At 71.7% G+C, this 23,798-nt stretch carries 10 protein-coding genes and 1 pseudogene; 6 read left to right on the forward strand and 5 right to left on the reverse strand.

Features of this window, described 5'->3' with window-relative positions:
• Position 1: 1 nt before the first annotated feature.
• The 3 genes from QXH22_RS03255 to mqo are packed head-to-tail and all read right to left on the reverse strand — an operon-like array spanning position 2 to position 3,803.
• The gene (locus tag QXH22_RS03255) at positions 2-1,843 is read right to left on the reverse strand and encodes a magnesium chelatase subunit D family protein (protein ID WP_306274918.1); all 1,842 of its coding nucleotides are present in this window, start codon (positions 1,841-1,843) and stop codon (positions 2-4) included.
• Entirely contained in the window at positions 1,840-2,322 is a 483-nt protein-coding gene (locus QXH22_RS03260; protein WP_306241322.1) for a GNAT family N-acetyltransferase, read from the reverse strand. The genes QXH22_RS03255 and QXH22_RS03260 overlap by 4 nt, the downstream gene beginning before the upstream one ends.
• On the reverse strand, positions 2,322-3,803 hold the full coding sequence (gene mqo / locus QXH22_RS03265; RefSeq protein WP_306241323.1) for a malate dehydrogenase (quinone): 1,482 nt from the start codon (positions 3,801-3,803) through the stop codon (positions 2,322-2,324). The genes QXH22_RS03260 and mqo overlap by 1 nt, the downstream gene beginning before the upstream one ends.
• Positions 3,804-3,915: 112 nt before the next feature.
• Between mqo and QXH22_RS03270 the strand changes: the two genes are divergently transcribed.
• Positions 3,916-4,941, forward strand: a complete 1,026-nt coding sequence (locus QXH22_RS03270) for an alpha/beta hydrolase (RefSeq protein ID WP_306274919.1) — start codon at positions 3,916-3,918, stop codon at positions 4,939-4,941.
• A 7-nt stretch (positions 4,942-4,948) separates the two neighbouring features.
• A complete protein-coding gene (gene mtr, locus QXH22_RS03275; RefSeq protein ID WP_306241325.1) occupies positions 4,949-6,328 on the forward strand; it encodes a mycothione reductase in 1,380 nt (459 codons plus the stop codon).
• 1 nt (position 6,329) lies between these two features.
• Here the strand turns inward: mtr and QXH22_RS03280 are convergent, their stop codons facing one another.
• Positions 6,330-6,803 (reverse strand): Fur family transcriptional regulator, encoded by a 474-nt coding sequence (locus QXH22_RS03280; RefSeq protein WP_306241326.1) that lies wholly within the window; start codon positions 6,801-6,803, stop codon positions 6,330-6,332.
• Positions 6,804-6,931: 128 nt separating this feature from the next.
• Between QXH22_RS03280 and QXH22_RS03285 the strand changes: the two are divergent.
• Positions 6,932-7,726: pseudogene (locus QXH22_RS03285) on the forward strand (HoxN/HupN/NixA family nickel/cobalt transporter); the annotation flags it as partial.
• Here the strand turns inward: QXH22_RS03285 and QXH22_RS03290 are convergent.
• The gene (locus tag QXH22_RS03290) at positions 7,723-17,070 is read right to left on the reverse strand and encodes a PE family protein (protein ID WP_306274920.1); all 9,348 of its coding nucleotides are present in this window, start codon (positions 17,068-17,070) and stop codon (positions 7,723-7,725) included. The pseudogene QXH22_RS03285 and the gene QXH22_RS03290 overlap by 4 nt on opposite strands.
• Before the next feature lie 536 nt (positions 17,071-17,606).
• On the opposite strand from QXH22_RS03290, the gene QXH22_RS03295 reads away from it, so the two are divergent.
• From QXH22_RS03295 to QXH22_RS03305, 3 genes are all read left to right on the forward strand, one after another.
• The gene (locus tag QXH22_RS03295; RefSeq protein WP_371934200.1) at positions 17,607-22,040 is read left to right on the forward strand and encodes a PPE family protein; all 4,434 of its coding nucleotides are present in this window, start codon (positions 17,607-17,609) and stop codon (positions 22,038-22,040) included.
• A gap of 36 nt (positions 22,041-22,076) precedes the next feature.
• Complete coding sequence (locus QXH22_RS03300; RefSeq protein WP_306275953.1) at positions 22,077-22,412, forward strand: hydrogenase maturation nickel metallochaperone HypA; 336 nt, start codon at positions 22,077-22,079, stop codon at positions 22,410-22,412.
• Between the two features lie 278 nt (positions 22,413-22,690).
• Positions 22,691-23,746 carry a hydrogenase expression protein HypE gene (locus QXH22_RS03305; RefSeq protein WP_306241330.1) on the forward strand — a complete coding sequence of 352 codons (1,056 nt, stop codon included), beginning with the start codon at positions 22,691-22,693 and terminating at the stop codon, positions 23,744-23,746.
• Positions 23,747-23,798: the final 52 nt, after the last annotated feature.

Raw genomic sequence — 23,798 nt, forward strand, 5'->3', positions numbered from 1 at the left:
CTCACGCGACGCTGCGGACGGCCTGGGTGAGGTGATCGGCGTGCAACTGCTCGAGCCGGATGGCCGGCGCGCCCAGCTGCCGCGCCAGCTGCCCCGCCAGGCCCAGCCGGACGTAAGAGGTCTCACAGTCGATGACGACGGCGGCCGCACCTTCGGCCACCAACCTGGCCGCCGCAATCTTGCTGCGGCCCAACGGGTCCGGCCCGGCCGTGGCGCGCCCGTCGGTGAGCACCACCACCAGCGGACGGCGGGCACGGTCGCGCACCTTCTCCCGGATGACCAGTCCCCGCGCGGCCAGCAGGCCCTCGGCGAGCGGAGTTCTGCCGCCAGTGTCGAACCGGGCCAGCCGTCGCCCGGCGATGTGCGCCGACGACGTCGGCGGCAGCAGGATTCTGGCCTCCTGCTGCCGGAAAGCGATCACGGCGACCTTGTCGCGGCGCTGGTAGGCGTCGCGCAGCAGCGACAGGGCGGCCCCGCCGACGGCGGCCATCCGGTCGCGGGCGGCCATCGAGCCCGAGGCGTCGACGACGAAGATCACCAGGTTGCCTTCCCTGCCCTCGCGAACGGCCCGGCGCAGGTGGCCGCCGTGCAGGCGCAGCGGACCGGCCCGGTCGGCGTCCTCGGCCGCGGATAACAGGGTCGCGAACAGATGCAGGCCGTGCGCGCCCGGGTCGGACGGGTCGGCGGCGGCCACCACGCTGCCGGCGGCGTTGCGGGCGCGCGACCGCCGGCCGGGCGCGCCTTCGCCGACCCCGGGCACCGTCAGCGCCCGGGTGCGAAAGACTTTTGCCGGTGGCGCGCTGGGCCGGGGAGCCGGCGGCGCCTGCGTCTGAATCGAATCCGGCTGCGAGGCAAGGTCGTTGGCGGACTGACCGCCGCCGGGAGGATCGGGATCCGGTTCCGGCTCGCCCTGGGATTCCGCATCCGCGCGGGCCAGCGCTTCGTCGAGTTGGTCGCGCTCGATGCCGTGATCGTCGAACGGGTCGCGCCGGCGACGATGCGGCAACGCCAGTTCGGCGGCGACCCGGATGTCCTGTTCTTCGACGGTCAGGGCACCACGCCAGGCCGCGTGGGCGGTGGCGGTGCGGGCCACCACCAGATCGGCACGCATGCCGTCGACGTCGAACGCCGCGCACAGTGCGGCGATCCGCCGTAACTCGTTGTCAGGCAACACCACGTCGTCCACAAGGGCCCGGGCGGCGGCGATGCGCCGGGCCAGTTCGGCGTCGGCGTCGGCGTATTTCCGGGCGAACGCGTCGGGATCGGCTTCGTAGGCCATCCGCTGCCGGATCACCTCGACGCGGACGTCGACGTCACGCGAGGCGTGAACGTCGACGGTCAGGCCGAACCGGTCGAGCAACTGCGGACGCAGTTCTCCCTCTTCGGGATTCATTGTTCCGATCAACACGAACCGGGCTTCGTGGGTGTGGGAGATACCGTCACGCTCGATGTGCACGCGGCCCATGGCCGCGGCGTCGAGCAGGATGTCGACCAGGTGGTCGTGCAACAGGTTCACCTCGTCGACGTAGAGGACACCCCCGTGTGCGCGGGCCAGCAGGCCCGGCGAGAAGGCGTGTTCGCCGTCGCGCAGCACCCGCTGCAGATCCAGCGAGCCGACCACCCGGTCCTCGGTGGCCCCCAACGGCATCTCCACCAGACCGGCGCCGCCGGAGTCTGTCGCGGCCGACAACAACGCGGCGAGCCCGCGCACCGCCGTCGACTTGGCGGTGCCCTTTTCGCCGCGGATGAGCGCGCCGCCGATCTCCGGACGCACCGCGCACAACAGCAGCGCGAGCCGCAACTGGTCATGCCCGACGATCGCGCTGAACGGATAAGGCTTCACCGGGCACCCGCCGCGGGCGAACCAGGTCCCGAACCAGGTCTCAGCATCGGCACGTGCGGGATGCCGTCGTCGAGAAAATCGTCACCGTCGCGCACGAACCCGTGCCGGGCATACATATCGAACAGGTATTTCTGCGCGTCGATGCGGCAGGGGTAGTCGCCGACCTCGGCCAGGGCGGCGCGCAACAGGCGGGTGGCGTGACCGTGTCCGCGGGCACTGCGCTTGGTGCACACCCGGCCGATCCGGAAAGCCTTCTCACCGCCGGCGTGTTCCTCCATCAGACGCAGGGTGCAGATCACCTCGCCGTCCGGAGATTCCAGCCAGAAATGCCGGGTTTCGGCGAGCAGGTCGCGTCCGTCCAGTTCCGGGTAGGGACAGGCCTGCTCGACCACGAACACCTCGACCCGCAGTTTGAGGATTTCGTAAAGGGTCCGCGCGTCAAGGTCTTTGAACCAGGAGCGGCGCAACGCCTCACTCATTACGCCGCCTCCAGCTGCAACGCCTTGTTCGTCCACGACCTCAGTTCGTCGTACAGGGCGGGTTCACGCGACAAGTCAGCTCCCAGTGACGGCACGATCTCTTTGAGGGTAGGTAACCACGACGGGTACCGGTTGGCGAAACAGCGCTGCAGCACGTCCAGCATCGCCGGGACAGCGGTCGAGGCACCCGGCGAGCCACCGAGCAGGCCGGCGATGCTGCCGTCGGCGGCGCCCACGATGGTGGTGCCGAATTCCAGCGCACCGCCCTTGCCCCGGGCGCGCCGGATCACCTGCACGCGCTGCCCGGCAACCGTCAGCTCCCAGTCGGAATCCACTGCGGTCGGCGCGAATTCACGCAAAGCCGCGACCCGGTCCGGTTCGGTGAGGCGCAGCTGGGCGAGCAGATACCGCAGCAACGTCCTCTCCCGGACGCCCACGCCCAGCATGGCCGGAAGATTCGCCGGCCGTATCGACCGGGGCAGATCGCTGACGTGGCCGTGCTTGAGGAATTTCGGTGACCAGCCGGCGTACGGCCCGAACACCAGCCACGGCCGGCCGTTGACCAGTCGCAGGTCCAGGTGCAGCGCGCCCAGCGGCGGGGCTCCTGGCGACGGGCTCCCATACACCTTGGCCCGGTGCGCGGCGGTGAGTTCGGGGTTGGCGGTGCGCAGGAACCGGCCGCCGATCGGGAACCCGGCAAAGCCGCGGATCTCCTCGATTCCGGCCTTCTGCAGCAATGGCAGGGCGTCGCCACCGGCGCCGACGAAGACGAATTCCGCTGCCAACTTCCGTTTTTCACCCGTGCGCCGGTTGCCGACCGTAACCGTCCAGCCACCGTCGCGCTGACGCGACAAGCCGCGTACCTCGTGGCCGAACAGCGCGGTGGCACCGCTTTTGACGCAGTAACCGATGAGCTGTCGTGACAGGGCTCCGAAGTCGACGTCGGTGCCGCCGGCGGCCCAGTTCAGGGCAACAGGTTCGGTGAAGTCGCGACGGGCGGCCATCAACGGCAGCCGGCGTGCGAACTCGGCAGGGTCCACGATCAGTTCGGTGGCGGCGAACAACGGGTTGCGAGCCAGAGCGTCACGGCGTCGCCGCAGATAGTCGACGCCGGCGGCGCCACGCACGAAACTGACGTGCGGAACCGCGTGCAGAAAAGCCGGCACGTCGGTCAGGATGCCGTTCTCGGCCGCGTAAGCCCAGAACTGCCGGGTGATCTGGAACTGCTCGTTGACCGAGACCGCTTTGCTGATGTCGATCGTGCCGTCGGGACGCTGCGGGGTGTAATTCATCTCGCACAGCCCCGCGTGACCGGTGCCGGCGTTGTTCCACGGGCTGCTGCTCTCGGCGCCGACGCCGTCCAGGCGTTCGATCACGGTGATCGACCAGTCGGGCTCGAGCCGTCGCAACAACGCCCCAAGGGTGGCGCTCATGATTCCGGCACCCACCAGCACGACGTCGGTTCTGGCTAGCTGTGCCACGCCGATCGCTAGTCCTTTCCCCTGGAGAATGCCGGTCCCCAAGGTTATCGCCGAAGGAGTTGGCCACCCAATCCACCGCATCGGCCGAGGCCGCAACCTCTAAGCTGGCCTCGTGACTGGCTGGGTGCCCGACGTCCTGCCCGGCTACTGGCAGTGCACCATCCCGCTCGGGCCCGATCCGGACGGTGAGGGCGAGATCTTCGCAACGCTGGTCCGCCGTGGCCCGCAGTCGGCGGCCGACCACGCGGTGCTGGCCGTGCACGGCTACACCGACTATTTCTTCAACACCGCGCTGGCCGACCACTTCGCCGACCGCGGCTTCACCTTTTACGCCCTGGACCTGCGCAAGTGCGGCCGCTCCCACCGGGCGGACCAGACGCCGCATTTCACCACCAGGCTGGACCGCTACGACGACGAGCTCAACCACGCACTGGCGCTGATCCGCGAGCAGTCCGACACCCGAGTGCTGATGTACGGCCATTCGGTGGGCGGGCTGATCGTCTCGCTGTGGCTGGACCGATTGCGCCGGCAGAGTGCGGGCACGCCGGCCGGTGTCAGCGGCCTGGTGCTCAACAGCCCGTTTCTGGACCTGCACGGCCCGGCGGTTTTGCGTCTGGGCGTCACCTCGGCCACCATCGCCGCGCTGTCGCGGATGCGCAGCAAGGGTGTCGCCCGGGCCAGCGGCAGCGGCGGTTACGGCTCCAGCCTGCACCGGGACTACCACGGCGAATTCGAGTACAACCTGCAGTGGAAACCATTGGGCGGCTTCCCGGTCACGTTCGGCTGGTTGCACGCGGTGCGCCGCGGACAAGCCCGGCTGCACCGCGGGCTCGATGTCGGGGTGCCCAATCTGATCCTGCGTTCGGACCACACCGTGCCCGAGAGCGCCGAACCGGCGGCCCTGCAACGCGGCGACGCGGTGCTCGACGTCAGCCAGATCGCGCGGTGGGCCGGCTGTATCGGCAACCGCACCAGCATCATTCCGGTGCCGGATGCCAAACACGATGTGTTCCTGTCGCTTTCCCAACCGCGTCAGCTAGCGTATCGCCATCTGGACCGCTGGCTCGACGAACACCTCAGCAGGCTCAACGACACCGACGCCTCGGTCCCGCCCGAGAACCAGTCGGGGAAAGGGTGACGCATCGATGGAGACCTACGACCTCGCGATCATCGGAACCGGTTCGGGCAACAGCATTCTCAACGAACACTATGCGGCCAAGCGGGTGGCGATCTGCGAACAGGGCGTCTTCGGCGGCACCTGCCTCAACGTCGGGTGCATTCCGACCAAGATGTTCGTCTACGCAGCCGAGGTGGCCAAGACCATCCGGGAAGCGGCCCAGTACGGCGTCGATGCCCACATCGACGGGATTCGCTGGACCGACATCGTTTCGCGGGTGTTCGGGCGTATCGACCCGATCGGCCCGAGCGGCGAAGACTACCGCCGGTCGGCACCGAATATCGACGTGTACGGCAGCCACACGCGCTTCGGACCGGTCGCGGCCGACGGGCGATACCTGCTGCGCACCGAAGACGGCGAGGAATTCACCGCCGACCAGGTGGTGATCGCCGCGGGTTCGCGGCCCACCGTTCCGCCGGCCATCACCGCCTCCGGCGTGAAATACCACACCAGCGACACCATCATGCGGATTCCCGAGCTGCCCGAGCATCTCGTGATCGTCGGAAGTGGTTATGTGGCAGCGGAATTCGCGCATGTTTTCTCAGCACTGGGTTCGCGCGTGACACTGGTGATCCGAGGCAGCTGCCTGCTGCGCCACTGCGACGACACCATCTGCGAACGGTTCACCCGGGTGGTGGCGAGCAGGTGGGAACTGCGCACGCACCGCAACGTCGTCGGCGGGCACAACCGGGGTTCCGGTGTGTCGCTGCAGCTCGACGACGGCAGCACCCTGGACGCGGACGCGCTACTGGTGGCCACCGGGCGGCTGCCCAACGCCGACCTGCTGGACGCCGAGCAGGCCGGGATCGACATCGAGGACGGCCGCGTCGTCGTCGACGAATACCAACGGACCTCCGCACGTGGGGTTTTCGCGCTCGGCGACGTGTCATCGCCGTATCAGCTCAAGCATGTGGCCAACCACGAGGCACGTGTGGTGCAGCGGAATCTCCTCTGCGACTGGGATGACACCGGGTCGATGGCCGTCACCGATCACCGGTTCGTCCCCTCGGCGGTGTTCACGGATCCCCAGCTTGCCAGCGTCGGATTGACCGAAAACCAGGCATTAGCACAGGGATTCGACATCTCGGTCAAGGTTCAGGACTATGGCGACGTCGCCTACGGCTGGGCGATGGAGGACACCACCGGGATCGTCAAGCTGATCGCCGAACGCGGCACCGGCCGGTTGCTGGGCGCGCACTTCATGGGCCATCAGGCGTCGTCGCTGATTCAGCCGCTGATCCAGGCGATGAGCTTCGGACTCACCGCCCACGAGATGGCCCGTGGCCAGTACTGGATCCACCCGGCGCTGCCCGAGGTGGTGGAGAACGCCCTGCTGGGCCTGAGCTGACTCAGTCCTGCGCCAGCTGCTGACAGGCCGGACACAGGCCGTGCAACGTCAGGCCGGCGCGCTCGGAGAGCGCGAAGGAGCTGCCCGCTATCGCGTGCTCGAGCGCCGAGCTCAGCTGGCGGGCCGGCACCTCGATGATCGACCCGCACCGGGTACACACGGCGTGGTGATGCGGCGCGGTGGCCATGCCGTAGGTGGTGACGCCGCCCTCGAGCGTCAACGCGTGCAACACCCCCTGGTCGACCAGGGTGGTCACGGTGCGGTAGATGGTCGCGAGGTCGGGGGGCTGGACTCCCGGCGCCAAGCACGCCGGCAACCGGTGCTGGATCTCGGCCACCGACAAGTGGCCGTTTACGGGTTCGAGTACCGCCAATACCTGGATCCGCGAGGCCATCCGACGCAGCCCGCGGGCGCGTAGCAGTTCGCCGATCCGCTCGGTGGCCGCCGGGTCCAGGCCCGCCGGTTCAGTCGTCACCTGTTCAGTGTCGCGCTGCCGGCCCGGGATTGCCAGCGCGGCCCTGCGGCGCGTCGGCTCCTGCAAGTCACTTGCAGCCATTTGACCGGCGAACCTACAGTTGAGCGCGTCTTCGACGGCGGGAAGGATCCTCGGTGGTGTTCACCCTGGCGCTGCTGCTGGCGCTCGGGCTGCGCGCCGTGGTCGGTCCCGTCGAGGACGATTCGTCGCGGCTGCATTTCTATACGGGGCTGATCGGCAGCAGCGTCTCGGGCGGGTTCCTGTACCTGATCGCCCTGCTCAACATCTTCGTGCTGGTCGGCATCCTGCGAGTGTTCAAGCGAATGCGGCAGGGCGAGTTCAACCCCGAAACAGATGGAGCTGAACTCGAGCAGCAGCTGGACAATCGCGGCCTGATCAACCGCTTCCTCGGACGCCTCACCAAGTCGATCACCAAGTCCTGGCACATGTACCCACTGGGACTGCTGTTCGGCCTGGGCTTCGACACCGCCACCGAGATCGCCCTGCTGGTGCTGGCCGGCACCAGCGCGGCCTCCGGGCTGCCCTGGTACGCCATCCTGTGCCTGCCGGTGCTGTTCACCGCCGGCATGTGCCTGTTGGACACGATCGACGGCTCGTTCATGAACTTCGCCTACGGCTGGGCGTTCTCCAACCCGGTTCGCAAGATCTACTACAACTTCACCGTCACCGCGCTGTCGGTGGCGGTGGCACTGCTGATCGGCACGGTGGAACTGCTCGGGCTGTTCGCCGGCCATCTGGGCTGGCGTGGTGGCCTGTGGGACTGGATCGCCGGCCTGGACCTGAACACGGTGGGCTTCGTCGTCGTCGGGATGTTCGTCCTGACCTGGGCCGTCGCGCTGCTGGTGTGGCGTTACGGACGGCTCGAGGAGAAGTGGGCGCCGGCGCCGGAACGCGTGGGTTAGCTGGATCCGCCGCCGCCGGTGCCGCCGGTGCCACCGGAGCCGCCGTTGCCGCCGAGCGCGCCGACGGGTCCGCCGCCCGTGATACCGGTGCCGCCGCCGATACCGCTGCTGCCCGGGACACCGCTGGATCCGGTGCCGCCGGTGCCTCCGGTGCCGCCGTTGCCGCCCTTGCCGCCGGTGCCCCCGGCCTGACCGCCGGTGCCGTCTCCGGCGTCACCACCGGAGCCGCCCTTGCCTCCGACACCGCCGGTCCCGCCGGTTCCCGCGGTGTTGGCGCCGCCTGCGCCACCGAGACCGCCGGCGCCGCCGAGCCCACCGCTGTAACCGGTACCGCCGCTGACCGGGCCGTCTGCGCCCTGCCCACCCGCGCCACCCTGGCCTCCGACACCGCCTGTGCCGGCGCTGTTTCCGGCGTAGGTGGTACGGCCACCGGTACCGCCCTGGCCGCCCTGACCACCGACTCCTGCCGCGCCCGCACTTGCCGCCGCGCCGGCGCCGGTGCCGGCCAGCCCGCCGCTGCCGCCGGCTCCGCCGGTGCCACCGGTCCCGCCGCTGCCGGCGACGTTGCGTCCGTCGTCGGCGAAGCCCGCACCGCCCTTGCCGCCCTGCCCGCCGGTACCCCCGGCACCACCGGCGCCGTTGGTTCCGCCGGTGGCGGCGCTACCGCCCTGGCCTCCGGTGCCCCCGGCTCCGCCGGTTCCGCCGGTGTCGCCCGGGCGCAACCCGGCATCTCCGGTCCCGCCGACGCCTCCGACGCCGCCGGTTCCGCCTTTGCCGCCGACGCCACCGTTGGCGCCTGCCGTCGCGGTGCCGCCGGACCCGCCGGTGCCGCCGGTTCCGCCGCGGCCGGCGGTGGCGCCGTAGTCGGCGTCGCCACCCTGGCCGCCGACACCGCCCGCACCACCGTTGCCCGCGGCGTGACCGGTGCCGGTCGCGGCGCCTCCGCTTCCGCCGGCGCCGCCTCCGCCCCCGACGCCGCCGTTGGCGCCCAGGCGCCCACGGCCACCCTGGCCGCCGGTGCCGCCCTGGCCGCCGTTGCCGCCATCACCCGTCGCGCCCGCCGCGCCCTGGCCGTTACCCGCAGCGCCCCCGGCGCCCGCGGCGCCGCCGGTACCGCCCTGGCCGCCCGCTCCCGCCGTGCTGCCCGACCCGGTCTGGCCGCCACCGTTGCCGCCGGTTCCGCCGGTTCCACCGGTGCCGCCCGCCCCGCCGGCGCCGTTGGTTCCGCCGCCGACCGTCGCGCCGCCGGCACCGCCCTGGCCGCCCGCCCCGCCGATGCCGCCTTGCGCGCCGTCGCCGGCGCCACTTCCGACGTTCCGGGACAGCCCGGCGCCGCCCTGGCCGCCCTGACCACCGGCGCCACCGGCCCCGGCGACCCCACCGAAGTAGTCGGTCCCACCGACACCGCCGGTGCCGCCGACCCCACCGGCGCCTGCGCCGGCGCCGGTGTCGGCGCCGCCCTGACCGCCCTGCCCGCCCTGGCCGCCCGCGCCGATCGGGTCGCCGAACCTGACGTTGAGGCCCCCCGTACCGCCGGTGCCGCCTTGACCACCGGTGCCGGCGGCACCCCCCTGCACGCCGACGCCGCCCTGGCCACCGGTGCCGCCGGTGCCGCCAGTCAAGTTGGTGCGGCCGCTGCCGCCGGTCCCGCCCTGGCCACCGGCGCCACCGGCACCACCGGAGAACTCGTTGGCACCGGCACCGCCCTGACCACCGGCACCACCGGTGCCGCCGGTGTGGCCGGTCCCGGCCGCGCCGTCACCACCACGCCCGCCGGTCCCGCCGGCGCCGCCGTCGCCACCGCCGGCGTAATCGTTGGGGTTCGCGCCCACGGCGCCTCCGGTACCGCCCTGGCCGCCGGTACCGGCGCCGCCGCGCACGTCGGCGCCGCCCTGGCCGCCGGTACCTCCCTTGCCGCCCGCGCCGGCGCCGCTGCCCAGGTTCTCGCCACCCTGGCCGCCGGTGCCGCCCCGGCCTCCGGTGCCGCCGCCGAGACCGGTGTCGGTGCCGCCCTGGCCCCCGGTGCCGCCCTGACCGCCGGTGCCGCTGGCGTACTCACCCGTGCCGCCTTGACCGCCGGTGCCGCCCTGACCGCCGGCGCCCGCCGTGCCGGCCGCACCGGCGCCGGTGCCGGCCGTTGCGCCGGCGCCACCGATTCCGCCGGTGCCCCCGACGCCGCCCCGGCCGCTGCCATCTGCCGCGGTGCCCTGCCCCGCGCTGCCGCCGGTACCGCCCTGACCGCCGGCGCCGCCACCGCCGTTGGTTCCACCGGCGGCCGCCGCACCGCCCTGACCGCCGACGCCGCCGGCGCCGCCCAGGCCGCCGGTGACGCCGGTGCCGTTGGGGAGGCTGTTGTCGGCGCCGGTGCCGCCCTGACCGCCCGTGCCGCCGGTGCCGCCCCTGCCACCGGTGCCGCTGCCGCTGAGGTCAGCGCCGCCACTGCCGCCGGCTCCGCCCGCGCCGCCCTGCGCGGGAGCCGTGCCGGCGGCGCCCTGACCGCCCTGGCCACCCGCGCCGCCTTGGCCGCCGGTCATGCCGGCGGTGACGTTGCCAGCACCGGTTCCGCCGGCACCTCCGTCTCCGCCGATTCCCGATGCACCGGTTGCGCCACCGGTGCCTCCGGTTCCCGCCGCGCCGCCGACGCCACCGGAACCGCCGTCGCCACCCCGGCCTCCGTCTCCGCCGCCCAGGCCGGTGTCGGCGGTACCCGAGCCGCCGACACCGCCGTGGCCGCCGGTCCCCCCGGCGCCTCCGCTGCCGTTGACACCCGTGGTGCCACCAGAGTTACCGCCCTGGCCGCCCTGACCGCCCTGGCCGCCGGCGCTGCCGTTCTTGCCGGTGCCGGCCAAGCCGTCGGCGCCGCTGCCGCCGATGCCTCCGGCACCGCCGGTGCCGCCGTCACCGGCCGACCCGCCGCCCTGGCCGCCGCGTCCGCCCTGCCCGCCGGTACCGGCGGCGCCCGCGTTGCCACCTACCCCGGCGCCGGCGCCCGCCGCTCCTGCCGTCCCGCCGGTGCCGCCCGACCCGCCGGTGCCGCCGTCGCCCTCGGCGCTACCGGCACCGCCGGTACCGCCCTGGCCGCCCGTGCCACCGGATCCGCCGTCACCGTTGTAGGCACTGCCGTTGCCGCCCTGACCGCCGACGCCGCCGGCCCCACCCCGGCCACCGGTGGAGCCGGTGCCGGCAGGACCGGTGGTGCCCGCACCGCCGGTGCCGCCGACGCCGCCACCGCCGCCGATGCCGCCCGCGCCGCCGCCGCTGGCGTCCAGCCCCCCGGCACCGCCGGTGCCACCGGCACCGCCGTTTCCGGCACCGCCGCCGAGGTCGGCGGCGCCCTGACCGCCTGCGCCGCCGTTGCCGCCCGTACCGGCGGTGATCAGGACGTGGTTGTTGGTGCCGCCGACGCCGCCGGTCCCACCCTGGCCGCCGTCGCCGCCGAGGCCCACCGCTCCGCCGGTGCCGCCGGTGCCGGCCAGCCCGCCGGCACCGCCGGTGCCGCCGCGCCCGCCCGTGCCGCCGGTGCCGGCCCCGACGCCGGTGTCCGGACGACCCGTGGCGCCGGTACCGCCCTGACCGCCGGTGCCACCCGCTCCGCCGCTGCCATTGATGCCGCCGGCACCCGCGTTGCCGCCCGCGCCACCGACGCCACCGGCACCGCCGGTGTAGCCGTTGCCGTTGCCGTCCCGGCCGGCGACGCCTCCGTCACCGCCGCGACCACCCCTGCCGCCGTCACCGGAGAGGCCCTTGCTGCCGGCCGCCCCGGTGCCGGCGCCGGATGCGCCGCCGGCGCCGGCGTCACCACCGCGACCGCCGGTGCCGCCGGTGCCGCCGTCGCTACCGGCAACGGTCGCACCGGTGCCGCCCGCACCTCCTGTGCCGCCACTACCTCCGCGGCCGCCGTCACCATTGGCGCCACCCGCGCCTGCCGAACCGCCCTGGCCGCCCGCGCCGCCGGCGCCGCCGGCATACCCTGCTTGGCCGGCGAGCGTGTTGGCGCCACCCGCACCGCCATCGGCACCCTGGCCACCGGTACCGCCGGTGCCCGCGCGGCCCGCGCTGCCCGCGGCGCCTACGCCGCTGCCGGCCGCCCCGCCGGCGCCCGCGTCACCACCCTTGCCGCCGGCGCCGCCGTCCTGTCCGGCGGTACCCACGCCCGCGGCGCCGGCCGCGCCCGCACCGCCCCGGCCGCCGTCGCCACCCTGGCCGCCCGCGCCGTTGGTGCCACCGGCGCCTGCTGAACCGCCGTGGCCGCCGGCACCGCCGGCGCCGCCGGAATACCCGGCCTGGCCCGCTGATGTGTTGGCCGCACCGCTTCCGCCGTTGCCTCCGTGGCCGCCGGAGCCGCCGCTGCCCGCCTGACCAGCACTGCCGGCAGCACCGACACCGGTGCCTGCCGCGCCGCCGGCACCCGCGTCGCCGCCTTGACCGCCGGCACCGCCGGCCTGTCCCGCGGTCCCGACGCCTGCCTGACCGTCACCGCCGCGACCGCCGGAACCGCCGTCGCCACCCTGGCCACCAGCACCGTTGGTGCCACCGGCACCGGCCGACCCGCCCTGACCGCCGGCGCCACCGGCACCACCGGCGTATCCGGTGCCGCCCGCGACGCTGTTGGCGTCACCGGACCCGCCGTCACCGCCGTGGCCCCCCGCACCGCCGGTGCCCGCGTGACCCGCGCCGGCGGCGGCACCCGCACCCGTGCCGGCCGCTCCGCCGGCACCGGCGTCGCCGCCATGACCGCCGGCACCGCCGGCCTGACCGACCGTGCCGACGCCCGCCTTGCCGTCACCACCGCGACCGCCGGCGCCACCGTCACCACCCTGACCGCCGGCACCGTTGATGCCGGTCGAGCCTGCCGAACCACCCTGGCCGCCAACGCCTCCGGCACCACCGGCATAGCCCGTACCGCCCGCGCCGGTGTTGTCGCCGCCGGTCCCACCCGTGCCACCGGCGCCGCCCGTACCGCCGCTACCGGCGTGCCCGGCACTGCCGGCTGAACCCGCCCCGGTACCGGCGATGCCGCCGCTGCCCGAGTCTCCGCCTTTGCCGCCGGCGCCGCCGGTCTGACCCGCGCCGCCCACGCCCGCGGCACCGACACCGCCGGCGCCGCCGGTGCCACCGTCACCGCCCTGCCCGCCATCGCCGTTGACGCCGGTGTAGGCCGAACCGCCAAAGCCGCCGGCACCGCCGCGACCCGCCGAGCCCCCGGCGCCGCCGGTGTGGCCGCTTCCGGCCAGGCCGTCGGCGCCGGTGCCGCCATCGCCACCGCGGCCACCGGCACCGGCGTCGCCCGCGGTGCCACCCTGGCCACCGAACCCGGCGGCGCCACCGGCCCCACCGATGGCCCCGTTACCGCCTTGGCCGCCTGCTCCGGGACCGTTGCCGGTGTCGACGGTGCCCGCGCCCCCCTTACCACCGCCGCCGGCCGCCCCACCGGCACCGCCGTCACCGGCACGGGCGGTCTCGCCGCCGGCGTCACCGCCGTCGCCACCGCGACCGCCGTTGGCGCCGTTACCACCGTTGTTGCCGGTGCCGTCGAGGCCGGCGCCGCCACTGCTGCCGGCGCCACCGGCGCCACCCTTGCCACCGTCGCCGCCGTTTCCGCTGGCTCCGGCGCCGGAGCCGGCCACCCCGCCCCGTCCCCCGGCACCGCCGTCTCCGCCGAAGCGACCGTTCTGGGAAGCTCCCGCCGCCCCGCCGTCACCGCCGGAACCACCACCGCCGCCGGTACCGCCGTCGCCGTTCACGCCGCCCGCGGCCGCCGTGCCGCCCTGGCCGCCCGCACCTCCGGAGCCGGCGGTACCGCCGCCTCCGGCGACCCCGGTGGGACCGAGTGCGGTGCCCCCGGTACCGCCGTCGCCACCCGCGCCACCTGTCCCGCCGGTACCGCCCGTGCCCCCGGCACCGGCGGCCCCACCAGTGCCGCCGACGCCGCCGGTTGACCCGGTCCCGCCTTTGCCGCCGAAGCCGCCGTAGCCGTCGCTGCCCACCACGGACTTGCCCCCGTCGCCGCCGTTGCCGGCCGCGCCGCCGCTGCCGCCGGCCCCTGCGACGCCGCCGGGCGCACCAGCGCCACCGGTGCCACCGGCACCACCGCTGTTGCCCGCGCCGCCGATACCGCCCTGGCCGTTGTATCCGCTGGCAGTGCCGCCGACCCCGCCGTCGCCGCCGGCGCCTCCGGTACCGCCGGCGCCCGCCAGGTTGCCGGACGCCTTCGCGGCTCCGCCGGTACCACCGGCGCCGCCTTTACCGGCGGTTCCGCCCGTTCCCGCCGCGCCGTTGAAGGCGCTGTCGCCGCCGGCACCGCCCGCTCCGCCCGCACCCCCGGCACCGCCGTCACCAGCGGTCGCACCGATGCCGCCCACACCGGCCGCACCGCCGGCGGCGCCTGCACCACCGTTGCCGCCCTGGCCGCCGGCCCCCGCCGCACCGGTACCGACCGAGACGCCCGAGCCGCCGCGGCCGCCGCTACCGCCGACGCCGCCGTCACCACCGCTGCCATTGACGCCCGTCGCTCCACCGGCGTTGCCGCCGAGGCCCCCGAAGCCGGCGTCGCCGCCTGCGCCGCCGTTGTGCCCGGTGCCGGCGAGGCCGTCGGCACCGTTACCGCCGTCGCCGCCACGTCCGCCCTGGCCACCGCTGCCGTCAACCCCGCCGACACCGCCGGTGCCGGCCGCCCCGCCACTGCCGCCCCGGCCACCGACCCCGCCGGCGGCGCCGGCCCGGGCGCCGCTGCCGTTGTCCGGAATGCCATTGCCGCCGACACCGCCGCGGCCACCGGCGCCGCCGTCCCCACCGTCGCCGTTGTGCGCGGTGGCACCCCCGGCGTTGCCGCCGACACCGCCGGCACCACCGTCGCCCGCATAACCGCCGGCGGCTCCGTAATAGGTGGAAATGCCGCCGCCGTCGGCGCCGTTTCCACCGTCACCCGCATTGCCGCCGTCGCCGCCGACTCCCGCAGCGCCCGCGCCGGTCCCCGCAGTTCCGCCGCTGCCACCGTTGCCGCCCCTGCCTCCGAACCCTCCGTTCTCGGTGCCGCCGGCAGCGCCGCCGTGCGCGCCATCCGCACCGACGCCACCGGCGCCACCGGCACCGTTGATTCCGCCGGCGGCCGCCGCGCCACCCTGGCCACCGCCGCCGCCGGCCCCACCGTCGCCCCCGTTGCCGGCCACTCCCGCGGGAGCCAGCCCGTTGCCCCCTAGCCCGGCAGCGCCACCGGAGCCGCCTTTGCCACCGGCACCTCCGGTGCCTTCAGCGCCGGCCACCCCGCCGTTGCCGCCCAGGCCGCCGGTACCGCCGCCGCCGCCGTTACCGGCGTAGCCGCCCAATCCGTCCTCGCCTGCCAGCACATCGCCGCCGGCACCGCCGCTGCCGGCCGCACCGCCCACACCACCGGTACCGGCGACGCCACGATCCGCTCCGGCGCCGCCGGTGCCGCCCGCTCCGCCGTTGCCGCCGCTGCCCCCGGTGCCGCCCTGACCGGCCAGGCCTGACGAGATGCCGCCGGTGCCGGCCGCTCCGCCGGTGCCGCCCGCTCCCCCGCTGCCGGCGACGCCGCTGAGCGAGGTCGCCGCCCCGCCGGTACCGCCGGCGCCGCCCGTGCCACCGGATCCGCCATTGCCGGCGACACCGTCGAAGGTGGCGGCCGCACCATCGGCACCGGCACCCGCGTCGCCGCCTCGGCCGCCCTCACCTGCCCGGCCGCCGGTGCCGCCGGTACCGGTGGCACCCCCCTGACCGCCGGCACCCCCGTCGCCGCCCGAACCGCCGTCGCGCGCGACGTTGCCCGTGGCTCCGGCGACACCGTTGCCGCCCTGGCCGCCGGCACCGCCGGCCCCGCCGCTGCCGTTGGTGCCGCCCGTCCCCGCGCTACCTCCTTGACCGCCTGCGCCGCCATGACCACCGGCATAGCCGGCCGCACCGGCGGTGGTGCCGTCGGCGCCTGCACCACCCTCGCCGCCCTGGCCACCGCCACCGCCGGAACCGCCGTGGCCGGCCGAGGCCGCGGCACCGGCACCCGAACCGGCTGCACCGCCCGCCCCCGCGTCACCGCCGGCGCCACCCGCACCGCCCGCCCCGCCGGCTTTGCCGGCCGTGGTGACGCCTTGGGCACCGGCGCCGCCGTCGCCACCGTCGCCACCGACACCGCCCACACCATTCGTGCCGCCGACGCCCGCGGAGCCGCCCTGGCCACCGGCGCCACCGGCGCCGCCGGCAAACCCGTCAACGCCGGCGGGCGAACCGTCGGCGCCCACCCCACCGTGACCGCCCTGACCGCCCGCCCCACCGGTACCGGCGCTGCCCGCCGCGCCGCCGCCGTTACCGAACCAATTGGCCGCTCCCCCAGCGCCGCCCGCACCCGCAGCGCCGCCGTCGCCGCCGGTTCCGCCCGCAACGCCGACACCCGAGCTGACGCCTCCCATGGCTCCGGCACCGCCCGCACCGCCGGTGCCTCCGACGGCTCCGGCGCCGGCCGAGCCGAACAGCAGAGCGTTGTTGGAACCGCCGGCGCCGCCAGCACCTCCGATGCCTCCGTTGCCGCCGCCGCCGGCAATGCGCGCGCCCGCGTCGCCGGCGAGGCCGGTTCCACCGGCGCCACCCGTACCGCCGATGCCGCCGGCCCCGCCCTGGCCGAACAGCACCTGCATGTTGGCCCCGCCGGCACCACCCGCGCCGCCCGCGCCGCCGGCCTGCCCTGCCGCACCGGCGGCACCCGCCCCGCCGGCCCCACCGTTGCCCCCGCCGAAGCCACCGAGAAGTCCGCTGGCCCCGCCGGCACCGCCGTTGCCACCGGCGCCGCCTGCAGTGACCGCCGCCCCGCCCGCTCCACCGTTTCCGCCCCGCCCGAACAACCCGGCCGATCCGCCGGCGCCACCGTTGCTCCCGGCGGCCCCGGATCCGCCATTGCCCCCGCTGCCCCACAGCCATCCGCCGTCGCCACCACGGCTGCCGGTGCCCGCCGCGCCGTCGGCGCCGTCGCCGATCAGCGCGCGGCCGGTGAGGAACTCGCTGGGGGCGTTGATGAGATTCAGCGTCGCCTGCTCGATCTGCTGCAGCAGGTTTCCGTTTGCGGCCTCCGCCGCGGCATACGAGCTACCGCCGCTCGCCAGCAACTGGGCGAAGCGCTCCCGGAACAGCTCCACCTCAAGGCTCACCGCGCGGTATTGCTCAGCGTGGTCGGTGAACAGCGCGGCGATCGCCGCCGAAACCTCGTCAGCGGCCGCGGGCAGCAGATTCGCCGTGGCCCCGCCCGCCTGAGCGTTCGCCGCGCCGAGGGCCGATCCGATCCTCGTCAGATCATTCGCCGCCACGGCCAATACGTCGGGTGCTGCAAACAGGAAGGACATGCCCCGGACCCTCTCAATTGGTTGGCTGCTGGCGAATCGAACACGCGGAGTATATGAACGTGGGCCATTTCATTCCAGCAATTCACGCAGAAATCTAGCAATTATTCTTGACGACCGCAATGCGAATCTTTTAGTACCGGCGACATGACCGTCCGCCCCCTGCAGCCGACTGATCAGTGCCGATCCGTGTGATGAAAACCCCTCTTGTACAGCCCTTTTCGCCGCAAGACGGGTGCGCTCGAGACGTTACCGGCCAGCTCAGGCCCCCTCCTGGACGCCAACCCTCCAACCAGGTACTGCGATCCGCATAGCGGCCTTAAGGGGGATGGAAGTTTCTGAATAATATTCAGAAATTGCTGAATTTTCTTCAATTATCGGACGCCGGGAAGGATCACTCCGAAACGAGTTAACCTAATCGTGCGAAAACCGCGATAAACGGTCTCGGATGCTGCTAATTTCTAGCGCCGTCTGCACTCGCAGGGCTTACCGGCCCGAGGTGGGCGCGCATGGTCGTCAGAGGACATGAAGGGCTGGGCATGGACTTTCCGATGTTGGCACCGGAGATCAACTCCGCGCTCCTCTACGGGGGCGCCGGGTCGGGTCCGTGGGTGGGGGTCGCGACGGCCTGGGACGGGCTGGCCGCCGAACTCAGCGCGGCTGCTGAGTCCTTCGGATCCGCGACGTCGGGGCTGGTGGGTGGTGCGTGGCAGGGCGCGGCCGCATCGGCGATGCTCGCCGCGGCCGCTCCGTACGCCGGTTGGCTGCACGCCGCGGCGGCCGGAGCCGAGGGCGCGGCGGCACAGGTGCGAGCGGCCGCCGAGGAGTTCGAGTCGGCGTTGACGAGCGCCGTGCCGCCCGCGGCGGTCGCGGCCAACCGCGTCGAGTTCGTGTCGTTGGTGACCTCCAACTGGTTCGGTCTCAACGCCCCGGCGATCGCCGCCGCCGAAGCGTCCTACGAGCAGATGTGGGCGCAGAACGTCGCCACCATGTTCGGGTACTACTCCGGCGCGTCGGCGGTGGCCGCCGCCATTCCCTCCTTCGCCTCGCTGCCCGACCTGCTGAACGACTCGGTGATCAATTTCGGTTTGGCGGATGTGGGTCGGTTCAATGTGGGGTGGGGGGATGTGGGTGCGTTCAATGTGGGTGGGGGGAATTTGGGGAATTTCAATGTGGGTAGTGGGAGTGTGGGGGATTCGAATCTGGGTGGCGGGAATCTGGGGAGTTTGAATTTCGGGTGGGGCAATCTGGGGTCGTCGAATCTGGGTGGGGGGAACCTGGGCAGTGTCAACTTCGGCAGCGGCAACCTGGGCAGTCTGAATATCGGCAGTGGGAATGCGGGGAGTCTGAATTTCGGGTTCGCCAACACCGGCGACGGCAATATCGGGATCGCCAATACCGGCAGCGGCAACATCGGGATCGGGTTGACCGGGGACAACAAGTTCGGGTTCGGCGGCTTGAACTCGGGGGTGGCCAACACCGGGTTGTTCAACTCCGGTTCGGGCAACTCCGGGTTCCTCAACGCGGGGTCGGGAAATACGGGGTGGTTGAACTCCGGCACCGGCAACTGGGGCTTTACCAACTCCGGCAACTACAACACCGGGTGGGCCAATTCCGGTGTGGCCAACTCGGGTTGGTGGAACTCGGGCAGCTTCAACACCGGCGGCCACAACACCGGCAGTTACAACACCGGCTTTGCCAACCCCGGGGACTACAACACCGGCAGCTTCAACGTCGGCGACACCAACACCGGGGACTACAACACCGGCAACACCAACACCGGATACGCCAACACCGGTGACCTCAACACCGGCGCCTTCATCTCCGGAGACCGCAACAACGGCCTCTTCTGGCGCGGCAACGGCCAGGGACTGATCACCCTGAACTACTCGGTGATCGAGACAACGATGTACAAGAACACATTTTTTGCCTCGTATAACGCGCCGAATTTCTACGAGCAACAACTACAGGCTTACTACAACATGCCGTATACGGTGCAGACGACGTTGCATACGTTGTTCTCCGTCGGTGGGGAGCCGGGCTTCGGGAATGTGACGACGTCGGAATCGTCGGGCTTCTTCAATTCCGGTGCCGGTAATTCCTCGGGGTTCGGCAATTACGGGTCGGGCAGTTCGGGGTTGTTCAACATCGCCTCGGGCGCCAGCGGGTTGAGTTCAGGGCTGGGCAACATCGGCGGTCTGCTCTCGGGGGCACTGAACACCGGAGTCGCGGTCTCGGGCCTCTACAACGCCGGTCAGGGTGCGCTGGCGGTGGTCTCCGGTTTCGGCAACATCGGCTCGAACCTGGCCGGCATCGACATCTTCACCGCCCTACCCCACAACATCGGCTTCGCCGACGTCGGCTTCTGGAACATCGGCAACGGCAACGTCGGCAACTTCAACTACGGAAACGGCAACCTGGGCAACTACAACGGCCTGGGCTTCTCCTTCCTGCCGCCCTTCCTCAACCCCTTCTCCAGCAGCGGCAACACCGGCGACTTCCTCACCGGCGGCGGCAACACCGGCAACTGGGCCGTGGGCAGCGCCAACATCGGCCACAACAACGCCGGCAACGCCAACATCGGCTACCGCAACTACTTCGGCGACGCCAACATCGGCGCCTGGAACTTCTTCTCCAGCGCCAACCAAGGCAGCTACAACATCTTCGCCCAGGCCAACATCGGCGACCACAACTTCCTCAGCCTGGCCAACCTGGGCAGCGCCAACCCCCTGGGCATCGCCAACTGGGGCTCCAACAACTTCGGGCTGGCCAACCTGGGCAACCTCAACCTGGGCTGGGCCAACAACGGCAGCGCCAACATCGGCCTGGCCAACACCGGCGACTACAACCTCGGCCTGGCCAACACCGGCACCGGCAACATCGGCATCGGCCTCACCGGCGACCACCAAATCGGCATCGGCGGCCTGAACTCCGGCTCGGGCAACACCGGCCTGTTCAACTCCGGGGCCAACAACACCGGCCTGTTCAACGCCGGAAACGCCAACGTCGGCCTACTCAACACCGGCGACAACAACCTCGGCCTGCTCCTCGCCGGCTCCAGCAACGTCGGCCTGCTCAACGCCGGAAACGCCAACGTCGGCCTACTCAACGCCGGCACCTACAACTTCGGCCTACTCAACGCCGGCGACCACAACTACGGCCTGTCCAACACCGGCACCGGCAACTGGGGCTGGGCCAACTCCGGGCAGTACAACACCGGCTGGTACAACTCCGGCCAAGCCAACAGCGGCTTCGCCAACTCCGGGGACTACAACACCGGCTGGAACAACTCCGGAGACCTCAACACCGGCTTCGGCAACGCCGGGGACTCCAACACCGGCGCCTACAACGTCGGCAACCTCAACACCGGCATCGCCAACCCCGGTGACCTCAACACCGGCGCCTTCAACACCGGCAGCTCCAACAACGGCTTCTTCAACACCGCCGACCACAACGGCACCGCCGGCTTCTCCGCCACCATCCCGCTACCCCAAACCATCCTCGGCGACACCGGCATCACCGTGTCCAACTCCATCACCTTGTTCACCATCCCCGCCGGCACCGGCTTCTTCAACGCCACCACCTCCCCCTCCTCCGGCTTCTTCAACTACGGCTTCGGCGGCGCCGTCTCCGGCTTCGGCAACTCCGGCACCGGCACCTCCGGCCTGCTCAACTTCACCAGCGACTCCGACGGATTCGCCTCCGGCATGGCCAACTTCGGCAACGCCATCTCCGGACTGTTCAACGCCGGAGACTCTTCCACCCTCAACCCCGCCAACCTCGACATCATCTCCGGGGTCGGCATGAGCGGACACAACCTGGCCGGCCTGTTCGGCATCACCTACACCAGCCCCGCCAACCTGGGCTGGGGCAACCTCGGCGGCGGCAACGTCGGCAACGGCAACTGGGGCAACTTCAACTTCGGCCTGGGCAACGAAGGCTCCACCAACGTCGGCAGCGGCAACCTGGGCAGCACCAACATCGGCAACGCCAACTGGGGCTCCAACAACTTCGGCAGCGCCAACACCGGCAGCTCCAACTGGGGCTTTGCCAACCTCGGCGACTTCAACTTCGGCCTGGCCAACACCGGCACCGGCAACATCGGCCTGGCCAACACCGGCACCGGCAACATCGGCATCGGCCTCACCGGCGACAACCAAATCGGCTTCGGCGGCTTCAACTCCGGCACCGGCAACACCGGCCTGTTCAACTCCGGCACCAACAACACCGGCTCCTTCAACTCCGGCAGCCACAACACCGGATCCTTCAACACCGGCAACTACAACACCGGCAACTTCAACCCCGGCAACTACAACTTCGGCAACCACAACATCGGCACCTTCAACACCGGCCACCTCAACATCGGCAACTACAACACCGGCGCCCACAACATCGGCAACACCAACACCGGCGCCGACAACATCGGCAACACCAACACCGGACTCGGCAACACCGGCAACCTCAACACCGGCGCCTTCATCGCCGGCAACCAAGACATCGGCCTGTTCTGGCGCGCCAACAACATCGGCATCAACTTCTCCCTCGACATCCCCCTGAGGACGAGCATCAGCTGGTTCTCCGGCAACCCGTATGTCCCGGACGAACTGGCCTCGGCTTTCCTGGTCGACTACACCGACACCTACACGCTGCTGCAATTCTCCGGACTGGGAAACACCACCACCGCACCCAGCAGCGGCATCGGCAACACCGGCGGCGGCAACAGCAGCGGCTTCTTCAACACCGGATACGGCACCAGTGGCTTCCTCAATACCGCCGTCCTGGACCCCATCACCAACGGCTTCACCAGCGGCTGGCAAAACTACGGACAAAACCTCGCCGGCATCCTCAACACCGGCACCTACATCACCGGCCTCTACAACACCGGCATCAACAACTTCCAAACCCCCGACCTCATCACCGGCATCGGCAATATCGGCGCCAATATCACCGGATTCTTCCGCCAGTTGTTCTGATCCACAGCGGTTTTCGGGGTGTTACCGTTGGCGACGGTGCATGAGCTCTCGCTGTGCCACGCGATCGCCGGGGTGGCCAAGTCCCACGCCGCGGGTCGTCACGTCGACCTGGTGCGGGTGCGGATCGGCGCCCTGCGGCAGGTCGTGCCCGAATCCCTGTCCTTCTGCTGGACGCTGGTGCGCGATGCCGAGGACATGCCGGACGCCGAGTTGCACATCGAACACGTCGCCGCGCAGATCCGCTGCCGTGCCTGCGACCGCGGGTCGGAGGTCACTTCGCCGTGGTCCATCTGGTGTCCGGAATGCGAAAGTCCCGACGTCGAAGTACTGTGCGGCAACGAGTTTCTGGTTATTTCACTCGACGTGTCCTGAAATCCCGTCCGTACAAAGTTATTTCAGCGTAAGCGATCTTGCGAAAGGTCCGCAGCAGAGTAACTGACGGAGCCGAAAATAAACTACGCCCGTTGCGTGCCAGACGATTTGATCGAAGCGGTCACGTTATGCAATGCGTGTGCAACTGAAGTTCTGGCACATCGAACCGTTGACATTGCTCCCCACCGCGAGTAGGCCTGAAAATAGCGCCGTGCAAGTGGGCCGACGGTCGACTCCGGCGGCGTAGGGGTCTCAGCCCGGCCCCGGAAAGCTGCACTATGCCCACAGAAGCAGCAGTCAAAGCAGAACAAACGTTGATTCACGTTCTGTGGATCAACGCCGGCCTCAGTTGCGACGGTGATTCGGTGGCGTTGACTGCCGCCACCCAGCCCAGCGTCGAGGAGATCGCCCTAGGTGCCCTCCCCGGTCTCCCGCAGGTCGCCGTCCACTGGCCGCTGATCGATTTCGAATGCGGACCCAACGGAGGCGCGGACGATTTCCTGGAATGGTTCTTCAAGGCCGATCGAGGCGAGCTCGAGCCATTCGTGCTGGTTGTCGAAGGGTCCATTCCCAACGAGCAGATCAAGAGCGAAGGCTATTGGTGCGGCTTCGGCAACGACCCGGCCACCGGCCAACCGATGACCACCAGCGAGTGGCTGGACCGGCTGGCACCCAAGGCCACCGCAATCGTCGCCGTCGGCACGTGCGCGACCTATGGCGGCATCCACGCCATGGCCGGCAACCCGACCGGCGCGATGGGTGTGCCCGACTACCTCGGGTGGGACTGGAAGAGCAAGGCCGGCATACCGATCGTCTGCGTGCCGGGCTGCCCGATCCACCCGGACAACCTGGCCGAGACGTTGACATACCTGCTGTACATGGCGACCGGCCAGGCACCGATGATCCCGCTCGATGACGCCCTGCGCCCCAAGTGGTTGTTCGGCCAGACCGTGCACGAAGGGTGCGACCGAGCGGGCTACTACGAGCAGGGCGACTTCGCCACCGAGTACGGCTCGCCGAAATGCATTGTCAAACTTGGCTGTTGGGGCCCCGTGGTGAAGTGCAATGTGCCCAAGCGGGGCTGGATCAACGGCATCGGGGGCTGCCCGAACGTCGGCGGCATCTGCATCGGGTGCACGATGCCCGGCTTCCCGGACAAGTTCATGCCGTTCATGGACGAGCCGCCCGGCGGCAAACTGTCCAGCACCGCCTCGGGTCTGTACGGGACCGTGATCCGAAGCCTGCGTCACATCACGGCGAAGACCGTTGACAAGGAACCGCGTTGGCGCCACAAGGGCACCGAACTGGTCACCGGCGCCCGCCGTACCTGGTGAACGGCTCAGTTCACCATTCCCAGAGAGCCGTCTAGACGGAGAGCAGTATTCG

Origin of the sequence: Mycobacterium sp. TY814 (assembly GCF_030755175.1) — a bacterium.
Lineage (GTDB): Bacteria > Actinomycetota > Actinomycetes > Mycobacteriales > Mycobacteriaceae > Mycobacterium.

Bases quoted from the DNA above. Each gene is read 5' to 3' on its own strand.
- QXH22_RS03260 (WP_306241322.1), bottom strand. From the start codon at position 2,322: ATGAGTGAGGCGTTGCGCCGCTCCTGGTTCAAAGACCTTGACGCGCGG.
- mtr (WP_306241325.1), top strand. From the start codon at position 4,949: ATGGAGACCTACGACCTCGCGATCATCGGAACCGGTTCGGGCAACAGC.
- QXH22_RS03290 (WP_306274920.1), bottom strand. From the start codon at position 17,070: ATGTCCTTCCTGTTTGCAGCACCCGACGTATTGGCCGTGGCGGCGAAT.
- QXH22_RS03295 (WP_371934200.1), top strand. From the start codon at position 17,607: ATGGACTTTCCGATGTTGGCACCGGAGATCAACTCCGCGCTCCTCTAC.
- QXH22_RS03305 (WP_306241330.1), top strand. From the start codon at position 22,691: ATGCCCACAGAAGCAGCAGTCAAAGCAGAACAAACGTTGATTCACGTT.